A 13,322-nucleotide genomic window follows, 5' to 3' on the forward strand; every position below is an offset into this window, starting at 1 on the left:
AAACATGAGGGTGGACGACGACGCACTGGAGCGTCGGGATGGAGTCGAGATGGGAATCGTCACGAACGCACGAAGCCTGGGAGTCCTCACACTCGCTGGGTTGGTCGCCCTGGCCGGATGCTCACGAGGAGGTGCGGCCGAGTCGACTGGTGACGAAGGGGACGTCACCATCCGGTTCTCCTGGTGGGGGAACGATGAACGTGCCGATATCACCAACGCGGCGGTGGACGCGTTCGAGGAGGCGACCCCGGGCATCGTGGTGGAGACGGAGTTCATCGACTTCAACTCCTATTTCGACCGCATCGCCACAGCCACCGCCGGTGGCGACGCACCGGACGTGATCACCATGGGCGGGGCCTATCCCCGGGAGTACGGAGACCGGGGCGCACTGCTCGACCTCGCCGAGGTCTCGCAGTGGCTGGACCTGAGCGTGATCGACGAGAGCGCACTCGCGAACGGGTACTTCAGTCAGACCCAGTACGGCGTGCCCACCGGGGCCAACACTTTCGGCGCGATCCTGAACACCGACGTGTTCGCCGAAGCGGGTGTGCCGTTGCCGGACGATGAGTCATGGACATGGCAGGAGTACGTCGATCTCGCCGTCCAGTTGAGTGCAGCGACGGACGCCGACACCTACGGGGCGGAGGACCCCACCGCCGCGGACATGCTCGACGCCTACCTTTACCAGCGCACCGGTCAGGGGTTGTATACCGAGGAGGGTGCGCTGGCGGCTCCCGCCGAGACGGTCACCGACTGGTTCGCCCTGACCACGGAGTTGCGGGTGAACGGCGGCAGCCCGTCAGCGAGCCTGACGTCCGAGCTGAGCACGCAGACGGCGCCCGAGCAGAGCCTGCTCGGACAGGGGCGAGCGGCGATCGGCGTCGGCTGGTCGAACAGCATCGGCGCCCTCCGGGACGCCTCCGGGGACGACATCGTGCTCGCCCGGCTGCCTGGCGACACGGGCGAGCATGGCTCCGGGATGTGGCTCCAGGCCTCGCAGCTGTACACCGTGAGCTCGACGACCGAGCATCCGGAGGCCGCTGCCCGCCTGGTCGACTTCCTGGTCTCGACCACCGAAGCAGCCGAGCACATCGGTACCGACCGCGGTATCCCGTCCAACCCGGAGATCAGGGAGTTCCTCGCCGGTGAGGGGCTGGAGGAGAATACCCAGATCGAGTTCGACTTCATCGAGAGGGTGAGCGGCTTCGTGGACGGTCACTTCGTGATCGGGCCGACCGGGTCCACCGAAACGGCGCTGATCGTCGACCGCCTGAACGATCAGGTGCTGTTCGAGCAGCTCACCCCGGAGCAAGCGGGGCAGCAATTCGTCGACGATGTCACGGAGGCGATCTCCTGAGCAGGGCGCAGCAGGCGACCGGAGCGATCGACCGGCGTGCGCTCGTCGATCGGCATCGCGTGGTGGTGGACGGCAGCGATCGGCGCGCACCGCTGAGCGTCGGCAATGGTGAGCACTGCGTCACGGTGGACATCACCGGCACCCAGACCGTGCCTGAGCATTATCCGGTTGCCGACCCTGCCGGTGGTGCGGACGGGACGCTGCTCGGAACCTTCACCCAGTGGGCATGGCATGCCACGCCTCGCCCGCCCGGCGCTGATCTCGCTGCGTTCACCCGGGACTATGACACCGCACGTGGTCCGGTTCCCTACGTCGACGCACCGCCGCTGAGCCGGGACGACTCCGACCTGGATCCTGCCTTGCTGTGGCTCCGTTCCAACCCGCACCGCCTGCACGTGTACCGCATCGGCTGGCTGTGTGCGGATGCCGAGCGATCTGGCGCCTCGCCAGCCGCCGACCTTCGGCGCCCGCATCCGGAGGAGATCACGGGCACCCAGGAGCTCGACCTGTGGACGGGCACGCTGGTCTCCCGTGCGCGCCTGGCCGGCCGCTCGATCCAGGTGAGCACGGCCTGCCATCCCGATCGGGACGCCGTCGCCTGGATCGCTGAGGTACCGACGGCGTCGCTGGCCCTTGAGATGGAGTTCCCGTACGGGTCGGAGAGCTGGAGCGGGGGAGCGGACTGGGATCGGCCGGGCGAGCACCGCACGCGGATTCGCGCGACCACCGGTGGCACCGAGGTGGTCCGGTGGCTGGACGGCGGGGTGCATCACCGGATCATGCTGTGGCACGGGCGCGAGCTGGACGTTCGTCAGGTGGCCGAGCATCGGCTCGTGCTCACCCCTGCGGGCACGCGCGTGGAGGTGGTCGTGGAGCCGGTGGCCCGTGGCCGAGCGACGGGCAGTCCCCTGACGGCGGCCGCCGTGCTGGTCGCCTCGGCGGAGCACTGGCCGAGGTTCTGGGGTACCGGAGCCGCTGTGGACCTGCACAGTTCCACCGACCCGCGCGCTGGTGAGCTGGAACGGCGTGCGGTCCTCTCGCAATACCTGACGGCGATCCACAGTGCCGGGTCGATGCCGCCGGCCGAGACCGGGCTGATGGTGAACAGCTGGCGGGGGCGGTTCCACCTGGAGATGCACTACTGGCACGCTGCGCACTTCCCCCTCTGGGGGCGGCCGGAGCTGCTCGAGCGGTCGATGCCCTGGTACCACCAGATCCTGGATGTCGCGCGGGCGACGGCATGGCAGCAGGGCTACGCCGGAGCTCGGTGGCCCAAGCAGGTGGCGCCGGACGGAGTGGAGAGTCCGAGCAACATCGGACCCTTCCTGCTGTGGCAACAGCCGCACGTGATCCATCTCGCCGAGCTGCTCCGCCGTGCCGGATCTCCGGGCGCTGTTCCGCAGCACGCGGAACTGGTGTGGGAGAGCGCTGCCTTCATGGCCGACGTGGTCGACAAGCGTGCGGACGGCTACGGGCTGGGGCCTCCACTGGTGCCGGCTCAGGAGTCTGATGCTGACCATCGCGAGCGACTCCAGGACCCGCCGTTCGAGCTGGCGTACTGGCGCTGGGGGCTGGAGGTGGCGAACCAGTGGCGCACGCGTCTCGGACTCCCCGCTCACCCTCGGTGGTCGGAGGTGGCCGCCGGGGTACGGCCCCCGCATCAACGCCACGGGTGCTACACCGCGATTGCCGTGCCTCCGTGGACCACGCGTTCGGACCATCCGGCTCACCTCTATGCGCTCGGGGTGGTCCCCGACACGGGGTACGTCGATCGCGCGGCCTTGGTGCGCACGCTCCACGACGTGCTCGACGACTGGGACTGGGCGAGCACCTGGGGATGGGACCACCCCGCCCTCGCGATGACCGCCACTCGACTCGGAGAGCCTGCCCTCGCCGTCGACCTGCTCCTCGCCGATCATGCCAAGAACACCTATCTGGTGAACGGGCACAACTGGCAGACGGAGACCCTCCCCGCCTATCTGCCGGGCAATGGCGGACTGCTTCTCGCGCTCGCGCTGATGGCCGGTGGGTGGGAAGGGTCGGTCACCGCTCCAGGGTTTCCCCGTGATGGATCGTGGGATGTGCGCAGTGAGGGTGTGATCCGCAGCGGGTAAGTGTGTGATCCGACGATGGATCGGGCACTATCGGCGGCGATGGTTGGTTGTTTGGTGCAACATACCTAGACTGTCTGAGGACGTGACCCTTCGAGGACGAGGATGGCTGTGACGACGCACGACACACCCGCGCGGCGGGCCCTGGTGGTACGAGGCGGTTGGGAGGGCCACGCCCCCGTACAGGCGACCGACCTCTTCCTGCCGTTCCTGCGCGAGAACGGATTCGAGGTGGAGACGCATGACAGCCTCGACGTGTACGCCGACGCCGAGACGATGGCAGCCACCGACCTGGTGGTGCAGTGCTGGACGATGGGCACGATCGAGAAGGACCAGTTCGCAGGACTCGCCGCGGCTGTCGCCGCAGGCACCGGGTTCGCCGGCTGGCACGGCGGGATCGCCGATTCCTTCCGCAACACCAACCACTACCTGCACCTGGTGGGTGGCCAGTTCGCCACGCATCCCTCCCGCCCGGCCGACCAGTGCGTGGGGGAGCAGCACGACAACTATCTCCCGCACCGCGTGCACATCACCTCCGATCACGAGATCGTGGCTGGCATCGAGGACTTCGACCTCGACACCGAGCAATACTGGGTGCTCACCGACGACCTGATCGACGTGCACGCCACCACCACCCACCCGGCGCGCCCGGACCAGCCGTGGCACCGAGAGGTGACCTGCCCGGCGGTGTGGACCCGGAACTGGGGCGAGGGTCGCGTCTTCGTGGCCACCCCGGGGCACTCGGTGGACGTGCTGGAGGAGTCGAACGTGCGCACGATCGTCGAGCGTGGACTTCTGTGGGCCGCCCGATGAGCGGGGCGGCACCGTCTCGTGACGAGGTGCGCATCGGGATCATTGGTCTCGGCAAGATCCTCGACCAGTACCTGGCCACCTTCGAGCGGCTCCCGAACGCCCGCGTGGTCGCAGTGGCGGACCTGAACGCCGACCGTGCGCGAGACGTGGCTGCCCAGGTCGGTGCCCGAGCGCTCACGGTGGCCGAGCTGGTCGACGACCCCGACGTGGACGTGGTGCTCAACCTGACGATCCCGGCCGCCCACGCCGAGGTGGCACACGCCGCGATCGCGGCCGGCAAGCCGGTGTACTCGGAGAAACCGCTCGCGGCCAGCACGGCCGAGGCGATCAGTGTGCTGGACGCAGGACGCACCGCTGGGGTTCGGGTGGGAGGGGCGCCCGACACGGTGCTCGGTGCCGGTATCCAGACCGCACGGGCCGCTGTCGATGCCGGCAGGATCGGCACCCCGACCTCGGCCACTGCCACTTTCGCGTGCCCCGGGCACGAGTCCTGGCACCCCAACCCGGACTTCTACTATCAGGTGGGCGGTGGCCCGCTGCTGGACATGGGGCCCTACTACCTCACCACCTTGGTGACGTTGCTCGGAGAGGTGACCTCCGTCGTCGGGGCTGCTGGCAGGGCCAGGCCGGTCCGTACGATCGGCTCCGGGCCGCGTGCGGGCGAGACCGTCGAGGTGGCCGTGCCCACCCACGTGACTGGTGTGCTCACACATGCCAGTGGCGCGCTGTCGACCATCGTGATGAGTTTCGACACGGCGGGGACCGAGTCGCCGAAGATCGAGGTGCACGGGACGCAGGGGTCGCTGAGCGTGCCGGACCCGAACCGGTTCGACGGCGAGGTGCGGCTGCGTGCGCTCGGTTCGCCCGAGTGGGAGGTGCTCGAGCCGACGGCCGGGGACATCCCCGGCGGGCGCGGGATCGGCGTGCTGGACCTGATCGGTGCCGCGACCGACGCGCAGGTGCGTGCCTCGGGTGACCTGGCGCTGCACGTGCTGGAAGTGATGGAAGGTGTGCTCGGATCGGCCGAGACGGGCCAGGCGGTGACGATCGCCTCCCGGGTGGACCGACCGGACCCGGTGCCGCTCACTCACTCCTGAGCCCCGCCTACCGGGAGCTGCCCCGGAGCACCAGCCGGTGCTCCACCACCACTTCCGCCGGGAGAGAGCGGCTGCCCTCGATGCGGGCCACCACGAGGTCGACGGCGTTCCTCGCCACTGCCTCGACGTCAAGACCGACCGTGCTGAGGGTGGGATGGGTGTAGCCGCCCTCGTCGATGCCGTCCCACCCGATCACTTGCACCTGGTCCGGCACCTCCAGCCGTGCCGCGCGCAGGGCGTGCAGGGCTCCGACGGCGAGCACGTCGCTCGCGCACACCAGGGCGTCGAACGGGCGACCGTTCGCGTGCAGCTCGTCGACCGCGCGCGCGCCGGCAGCGCGGGTGTACTGGGGTGTCCCCACGAGCAGGTCCGGCCCGCCGCGATCGCCGAGCGCATCCAGGAAGCCCTCGGCGCGTAGCCAGCCGGTGCCGTGCTGGTGGTCGGTGCTGGCGCCCAGGAAGAGCGGCCGGGTGGCGCCCTGGGTGAGTACGTGCGTGGTGGCCTCCCGGGCTGCTCGGTGGTTGTCGTAGATCACGTGGTCCAGCGACGAGCCGGTGACGCGCTCGCCGAGCAGTACCAGCGGGACGCGGCTCTGCGCACCTGTCACGCTGGGGCCGTCGAGCGAGAGCGGGCTCAGGATCACCCCGTCGGCCACCTGGGTGTCGAAGCCACGCAGGGCAGCGCGCTCCCGGGACTCGTCCCCGCCCGTCTCGGTGATCAGCGTGGTGTAGCCGCGTTCGGTGGCGGCGGCGAGCACCTCGTGGGCGAGATCGGCGAAATAGGGCGTGGTCAGCTCGGGCACGGCGAGCGCGATGATGAAGGACCGCCCGTACCGGAGCTGGCGACCGGCCGCGCTGCGCCGGTATCCCAGGTCCGCGATCGCCTGCTCTACCCGCTGCCGGGTCTCGGGGCGCACGTTGACCTGCCCGTTCATCACGTTCGAGACGGTCTTCCAGGACACGCCGGCGCGCTCGGCCACGTCCTTGATGCTGGGCGGGCGCTGCTGGTCGGCCACGGCATCCCTTCGGTGTGCTTGACGGTTGGACGGCTCGCGGCCTACCGTAGCCCAATCACGATTACAACGTGAGAATCCTTGTTCTCCTCTCTGAGAAGGTCACCACATGAGCACCGATGCTCCGCGCGCTGAGCACCCTCGGCCCCAGTTCGTCCGGGACACCTGGGCCACCCTCAACGGCACCTGGGACTTCGAGTTCGATCCGGGCGACTCCGGTCTCGAGCGCGGCATCCTGGACACACCGCTGAGCGGCTCGATCACTGTGCCGTTCGCCCCCGAGTCCGAGCTCTCCGGAATTGGTGACGTCGATTTCCACGAGGCCCTCTGGTACCGCCGCGAGGTGACGATCCCGGCCGAGTGGACCGGGCTGCGCCCGCAGCTCCATTTCGCCGCGGTCGACCACGACGCCACCGTGTGGGTGGACGGGCATGAGGTGGTGCGACACCGCGGCGGCTTCACCTCGTTCACCGCCGATCTGACCGGCCACGCCGAGGCCGGGCAGACGGTCGCGGTCACTGTGCGCGCACGTGACCCGCGCAGCGGCCCGCAGGCCCGGGGCAAGCAGGCCACGCGATACGCCAACACCGACTGCCACTACACCCGCACCACCGGGATCTGGCAGAGCGTCTGGCTCGAAGGGGTGCCCGCAGTGGCGATCCGCCGGCCGCGGATCACCCCGGACGTGGCGGGAGGGCGGTTCCACGTCAATGTGCCGCTGACGGCGAACCGGCCCGGGCAGCGGGTGCGGGTGCAGGTGCGCGATGCCGACGGCGTCGTCGCCACGGACGAAGTGGCCGCGGACATCGACCTGGCTCCCACCGCTGTGCTGACCCTGCCCGCCGACCGAGTGCGGCTGTGGCAGCCGGGCGATCCGCACCTGTACGACGTGGACATCACCCTGCTCGACGGCGAGACGGTCGTGGACCAGGTGGCCAGCTACGCCGGGCTGCGCTCGGTGAGCATCGACGGGCGGAAGTTTCTGCTCAACGGCAAGCCCGTGTTCCAGCGGCTCGTGCTGGACCAGGGCTACTGGCCGGAGAGCTTGATGACGGCGCCCAGCGACGCCGCCCTGGTGCGCGACATCGAGCTCTCCCTCGCCGCCGGGTTCAACGGTGCCCGGCTGCACCAGAAGGTGTTCGAGGAGCGATTCCTCTACCACGCCGACCGGCTCGGTTACCTGGTCTGGGGCGAGTTCGGCGACTGGGGTGCGGGAGGGCACGGGACTCCGGGAGATCACCAGCAGCCGACGGCGTCGTTCACCACGCAGTGGCTGGAGGCGGTCGAGCGGGACTACTCCCACCCGGCGATCATCGGCTGGTGCCCGTTGAACGAGACCTACCAGCGCTTGCACGACCGGATCACTCAGCTCGACGACGTCACTCGCGGGATGTTCCTGGCCACCAAGGCGATGGACACCACCCGGCCGGTGCTGGACGCCTCCGGCTATTCCCACCGGGTGCTCGAGACCGACATCTGGGACTCGCACAATTACGAGCAGGACCCGGCGGCATTCGCGAAGATGGTCGGTGGCCTCAGTCGTGAGGAGGCCGACACCAACACCAGCGACGGGCACACGATCTCCCAGCCCTACAACGGGCAGCCGTTCTTCGTCAGTGAGTACGGCGGGATCTGGTGGAACCCGGAGCGAGCCGCTGAAGCGAGCGGCACCAGGCGTGACGACTCCTGGGGGTACGGGGACCGGGTGCGTGACGAGGAGGAGTTCCACCAACGGTTCGCCGGCCTCACCGACGCGCTGCTCGACGATCCGGAGATGTTCGGCTACTGCTACACCCAGCTCACCGACGTCTTCCAGGAGGAGAACGGGATCTACCGGTTCGACCGGTCGGAGAAGCTGGACGTGTCCCGGGTGCGTGCCGTGCAGGAGCGCACGGCCGCCGTCGAGAAGCGCTCCTGAACGACCAGGGTTGCCTCAGTGTCGCGGATCCGCGATTCTGCGACACTGAGGCAACCCTCGCGTTGGGGTGGCGCTAGACGTCCTCGCCGAGCGCCCGCAGCGTGGCGGTGTCCAGGCCGAGGATCGCCTCCTCGTCGGGACGGTGGCGCAGCACGGTCTCGATGTAGTGCGGCACCACCTCAGCCATCGGCACGTCGTGCCCGGCCTCCTGGGCCATGAACCAGCGGTGCTCGAGCACCTCGTGGAAGATCTCGGCAGGCTCCAGCTTCCCGCGCAGGTTCCGCGGGATCTGTCGGATCGTCGGTTCGAAGACGTCCGAGAGCCACTCGTGGGCCACGAACTCCTCTTCCTCGTTCTGCTGGTCCGTGGCCGCCTGGTACGTGTCCATGTCGTTGAGGAGGCGCCGCGCCTGGTTCTCCTCCACGTCGAGCCCGGTCAGGCGCATCAGCCGGCGGTGGTGGTGCCCGGCGTCGACGACCTTCGGCTGGATCTGCACGGTGGTGCCATCGATGTCGGTGGTCATCTGCAGCTCGCCGACGTCGTAGCCGAGCTCGTTCAGGCGGCGGATCCGGTCCGCCACTCGCCACCGGTCGTCGGCGCCGAACTCCTCCAGCCCGGTGAGCTGGTCCCACAGCTCCTGATACCGGGAGACGATCATCTCGCCGACGACGATCGTGTCCACGTCGTCCACCAGCAGTTCCCCGGCGGCGAGGTCCATCAGCTCGCCGATGATGTTCACCCGGGCGATCTCCAGGTCGTACTCGCGCTGCCCCTTGGTGAGGGTGTCGTGCAGGTCGCCAGTCTCGGCGTCCACCAGGTAGGCCGCGAACTCGCCCGCGTCCCGGCGGAACAGAGTGTTCGAGAGGGAGACGTCGCCCCAGTAGAAGCCGGTCAGGTGCAGCCTTACCAGCAGTACGGCCAGCGCGTCGATCAGACGGGTCGCGGTGTCTGGGGCCAGGTAGCGACTGAACAGCGCACGGTAGGGGAGGGAGAACTTCAGGTGCTGCGTGATCAGCACCGAGTTCAACGGCTCACCCTCGGGTGTGGACCGACCGGTGATCACACCGACCGGCACCACCGACGGCACGTCCAGCTTCATCAGGTCGCGAAGCAGCTGGTACTCGCGGTGCGCCACCGATTCGCCGATCTCCTTGACCGCAATCACGCGCCCGGAGAGCTTGACGAAGCGCACCACGTGGCGGGAGATACCGCGGGGAAGGGCCGCGAGATTCTCGGCGGGCCAATCCTCGAGCGCAATATGCCACGGCAGATCCAGCATCGCTGGATCCGGCGCGGCGGCGGTGATCTGCAGGGACTGCGGCATGGTCCTAGTGTGTCAGGTTCGGCGCCCGAGGCGCGGGGGAGAGGCAGAGGTCCTGGACACACGAACGGGGGCGGACCGTGATCGGCCCGCCCCCGTTCGCGCTCAGATCACTCCGGCAGGCGCTGGCCCGTGGAGGTGGAGAACAGGTGCTTCTGACCGTCCTCAATCTGGATGTAGACCGTGTCACCCTTCAACGGCGGGTTCTTCGGCTCCACGCGCACGATCACCTGGGCGTCACCGGCACCGGAGGAGATGTGCGAGGAGGCCTCCTTGTCGGTGAGCTCGCCGTAGATGAAGGCGTCGGAGCCGAGCTCCTCCACCAGGTTCACCTTGATGCCGAATGCGGCATCGGTGCCCTCGGAGACGAGGTGCGTGGCCTCCGGACGGAAACCGAGAGTGATCTCGCCCTTGTCGTCCTCGGTGAGTGCATCGAGCGTGGTGCGGGTCAGCGGGATGTGCGCCCCACCCAGGTTCGCCTTGCCGTCGCCCACCTTGAAGGAACCGAGGTTCATCGCCGGGGAGCCGATGAAGCCCGCGACGAACACGTTCTGCGGGGTGTCGTACATCTCACGCGGGGTGCCCACCTGCTGCAGCACACCGTCCTTGAGCACGCAGATCCGGTCCCCCATGGTCAGGGCCTCGGTCTGGTCGTGCGTCACGTACACGGTGGTGACGCCGAGACGGCGCTGGAGCGAGGCGATCTGGGTACGCGTCTGCACACGCAGCTTGGCGTCCAGGTTCGACAGCGGCTCGTCCATCAGGAACACCTGCGGGTCACGCACGATGGCGCGGCCCATCGCCACACGCTGACGCTGACCACCGGAGAGCGCCTTCGGCTTGCGGTCCAGGTACTCGGCGAGGTCGAGGATCTTGGCTGCTTCCTCGACCTTCTTGCGGATCTCCGCCTTCGGGTTACCGGCGATCTTGAGCGCGAAGCCCATGTTGTCGGCCACCGACATGTGCGGGTACAGCGCGTAGTTCTGGAACACCATCGCGATGTCGCGGTCCTTGGGCTGCACGTCGGTGACGTCGCGGTCACCGATCAGGATGCGGCCGGAGTTGACGTCCTCCAGCCCGGCGAGCATGCGCAGGGAGGTTGACTTACCACAGCCAGAGGGGCCGACGAGAACGAGGAACTCGCCGTCCTCGACCTGGAGGTCGAGTGCGTCCACTGCGGGACGCTCGGTGCCGGGGTAGATCCGGCTCGCGTGGTCATAGGTCACAGTTGCCATGACTGCTTATTTCCCTTCACCGGCAGGTACGTGCCGGACGATCCGTTGTGAAGAGTGTCAGAGTGTCTCCGCTGACACAGCACCAGGGAGGCGCCTCCCGCATTCTGCCACAGACTCACTCATCGTTGGATGACGTTCGCCACACTCCGAGACGGGTAAGCGCCTCGGCGAGGGCGGCCTCGTCGGTCACCCGGTGCTCGGCCACAGTTTCCGCGGCACCGACCTTGATGCCCATGTCCCCGGCGCCGAGCACGGCCAGGGCGGTCTCGTCGGTCACGTCGTCGCCGGCGTAGAGCACGGCCACGTCGCCGCCGAGGCGTTCGCGCAGCGCCGTCACCGACCCGCCCTTGCTGACGTCCACTACGGCGATCTCGGTGACCTGGTTCCCCCGCATCGCCCAGACCTGGTCTGCGCTGCCCGGCCCGTCGAGCGCCTCTGCGAGTGCCTGGTCCGCCTCCGGAGGTGCGAGCCCCCGGGTGTGCAGCACCGCCGCGGCGGGCTTGTGCTCCACCCAGGCGCCCGGGTGCGCCGCAGCGATACTCCCGACGGCGGCCGTCACCTCCGCCAGCACCCTCGCCTGGTCGTCGGTGAGGGTGAACGGCATCAGGTGCAGTTGTCCGCTCCCGTCCAGCTCGGCCTGTTCGGCGCCGTGGCTGCCTACCAGCCAGGTGCCGGGCGGGGGAGCGGCGAGCTGCTGCAGCTCCGCCACCGGCCGACCGGAGACCAGGGCGAGCTGGACGCCGTCGGCACTCGCCAGCCGGGCCAGGGCCGCGCTGGCCTCCGGGAGCGGGCGCGCATCGGCAGGGTCCTGCACGAATGGGGCCAGGCAGCCGTCGAAGTCCAACGCCACGAGCACCCGTGGGTGCGTCGCGAACGCGTGCAGCGCGCGGGTGAGGGCCTCCTCCATGATCGTGTCCTTCCCTCAGACGTGGCTGGTGCGTTGTGGCATGTGCTGCAGCACGGCGAGGAACTTCTCGGCCCAGCTCTGCACGTCGTTCTCCAGCACCCGTTTGCGCAGGGTGCGCATCCGGCGCCGCTGCTCGGCGGGCTCCATCGAGGCAGCCTTGAGCATCGCGGACTTCATCCCCTCGATGTCGTGCGGGTTCACCAGCAGGGCCTGGCCGAGCTCGTCCGCGGCGCCGGCGAACTCGCTCAGCACCAGGGCGCCGCCGAGGTCGGGCCGGGCGGCCACGTACTCCTTGGCCACCAGGTTCATCCCGTCGCGCAGGGCGGTCACCAGCATCACGTCCGCGGCCCGGTACAGGGCCACCATCTCCTCGAACGGATAGGAGTGGTGCATGTAGTAGATCGCCGAGCGCCCCCAGGAACCGTGATCGCCGTTGATATTGCCGACCATCACCTCCACCTCCTGGCGCAGCGTCTTGTACTGCTGCACCTGCTCCCGGCTCGGACTGGCCACCTGCACCAGCGCGGTGCGCGGCACGGTCACCTTCTTCTCCGCCACCAGCTCGCCGAACGCCTTGATCCGGTGCCGGATGCCCTTGGTGTAGTCGAGCCGGTCCACGCCGAGCATCAGCACGTCCGGATCGCCCAGCTCGGACCGCAGCTGGGCGGCCCGCTGGGTGATCTTCTCGGTGCGGGCGAGCGCGTCGACCTTCGCCGAGTCGATCGAGATCGGGAAGGTGCCTACCCGCACGTGCCGTTCCGGGCGGTTCCAGTGCTGACCGATGGTGACCTTCTGGCCGCGGGTGCCGTGGTCGGTGAACCGGCGCACTGCCCGCAGGAAGTTCGCTGCGTCTCCGGTGCGCTGGAAGCCGATCACGTCCGCCCCGAGGAGGCCCTCCACCACGCGCTGGCGCCACGGCAGCTGACCGAACAGCTCCACCGGGGGGAAGGGGATGTGGTCGAAGAACCCGATCCGCACGTCCGGGCGCAACCGGCGCAGCATCTCCGGCACGAGCTGCAGCTGATAGTCCTGCACCCACACGCTGCCGTGCTGGGCCGCCACACCGGCGGCGGCTTCGGCGAAGCGTTGGTTCACCTCCACGTAGGTGTTCCACCAGTACCGATGGAACTCCGGCTCGACGATCACGTCGTGGTACAGCGGCCACAGGGTGGCGTTGGAGAAGCCCTCGTAGTACTCGGTGACCTCCTTGGCGTTCAGCGGTACCGGGACGAGGTGCATCCCGTCCGCCTCGAACGGTTCGAGTGTCTGCTCGGCCGAACCGGACCAGCCGACCCAGGCGCCGTCCTGGGACTGCATCACCGGGGCAAGGGCAGTGACGAGACCACCGGGGGAGGTGGTCCAGGTGATCTCACCGGCCTCATCGGTCCGGATGTCGACGGGAAGGCGATTGGCAACGACGACGAACTCGTGTGATCCGCTCATGGTCCTTAGCTACTCGTCGAGGACGGGCCTTCAGGTTACCGGCGTCCACGTCTGGTCGGAGGGCCCCCAGCGCCCCGCCAGCCTCGCGGTGCACCCGCTGCGCCTCCC

General features: G+C 68.9%; 10 protein-coding genes. 5 read left to right on the top strand and 5 right to left on the bottom strand.

The features are described 5' to 3' along the window. The first annotated feature begins 49 nt into the window (after window positions 1-49). The 4 genes from BLU77_RS17980 to BLU77_RS17995 all read left to right on the top strand — a co-directional run bounded on the left by BLU77_RS17980 (window position 50) and on the right by BLU77_RS17995 (window position 5,378). Window positions 50-1,357, top strand: a complete 1,308-nt coding sequence (locus BLU77_RS17980) for an ABC transporter substrate-binding protein (protein ID WP_089775987.1) — start codon at window positions 50-52, stop codon at window positions 1,355-1,357. 62 nt (window positions 1,358-1,419) lie between these two features. Further along, window positions 1,420-3,471, top strand: a complete 2,052-nt coding sequence (locus BLU77_RS17985; RefSeq protein ID WP_245708932.1) for a hypothetical protein — start codon at window positions 1,420-1,422, stop codon at window positions 3,469-3,471. 102 nt (window positions 3,472-3,573) lie between these two features. After that, entirely contained in the window at window positions 3,574-4,281 is a 708-nt protein-coding gene (locus BLU77_RS17990) for a ThuA domain-containing protein (RefSeq protein ID WP_089774392.1), read from the top strand. Next, the gene (locus BLU77_RS17995) at window positions 4,278-5,378 is read left to right on the top strand and encodes a Gfo/Idh/MocA family protein (RefSeq protein WP_089775989.1); all 1,101 of its coding nucleotides are present in this window, start codon (window positions 4,278-4,280) and stop codon (window positions 5,376-5,378) included. Before BLU77_RS17990 ends, BLU77_RS17995 begins: the two co-directional genes overlap by 4 nt. 7 nt (window positions 5,379-5,385) lie before the next feature. Here the strand turns inward: BLU77_RS17995 and BLU77_RS18000 are convergent, their stop codons facing one another. Continuing rightward, entirely contained in the window at window positions 5,386-6,393 is a 1,008-nt protein-coding gene (locus BLU77_RS18000) for a LacI family DNA-binding transcriptional regulator (RefSeq protein WP_217632500.1), read from the bottom strand. Window positions 6,394-6,499: 106 nt separating this feature from the next. Between BLU77_RS18000 and BLU77_RS18005 the strand changes: the two genes are divergently transcribed. Further along, a complete protein-coding gene (locus tag BLU77_RS18005) occupies window positions 6,500-8,308 on the top strand; it encodes a glycoside hydrolase family 2 protein (protein ID WP_089774393.1) in 1,809 nt (602 codons plus the stop codon). A 73-nt stretch (window positions 8,309-8,381) separates the two neighbouring features. Here BLU77_RS18005 and BLU77_RS18010 read toward each other — a convergent pair whose 3' ends face one another. The 4 genes from BLU77_RS18010 to BLU77_RS18025 form a co-directional block, all read right to left on the bottom strand. Continuing rightward, on the bottom strand, window positions 8,382-9,632 hold the full coding sequence (locus tag BLU77_RS18010) for a DUF4032 domain-containing protein (protein WP_089774395.1): 1,251 nt from the start codon (window positions 9,630-9,632) through the stop codon (window positions 8,382-8,384). Between the two features lie 107 nt (window positions 9,633-9,739). Continuing rightward, the gene (locus BLU77_RS18015; protein WP_089774397.1) at window positions 9,740-10,864 is read right to left on the bottom strand and encodes an ABC transporter ATP-binding protein; all 1,125 of its coding nucleotides are present in this window, start codon (window positions 10,862-10,864) and stop codon (window positions 9,740-9,742) included. Window positions 10,865-10,979: 115 nt separating this feature from the next. After that, on the bottom strand, window positions 10,980-11,771 hold the full coding sequence (gene otsB, locus BLU77_RS18020) for a trehalose-phosphatase (RefSeq protein ID WP_089774399.1): 792 nt from the start codon (window positions 11,769-11,771) through the stop codon (window positions 10,980-10,982). Window positions 11,772-11,786: 15 nt separating this feature from the next. Further along, the gene (locus BLU77_RS18025) at window positions 11,787-13,214 is read right to left on the bottom strand and encodes an alpha,alpha-trehalose-phosphate synthase (UDP-forming) (protein WP_089774401.1); all 1,428 of its coding nucleotides are present in this window, start codon (window positions 13,212-13,214) and stop codon (window positions 11,787-11,789) included. Window positions 13,215-13,322: the final 108 nt, after the last annotated feature.

The organism is Ruania alba, assembly GCF_900105765.1.
Lineage (GTDB): Bacteria > Actinomycetota > Actinomycetes > Actinomycetales > Beutenbergiaceae > Ruania > Ruania alba.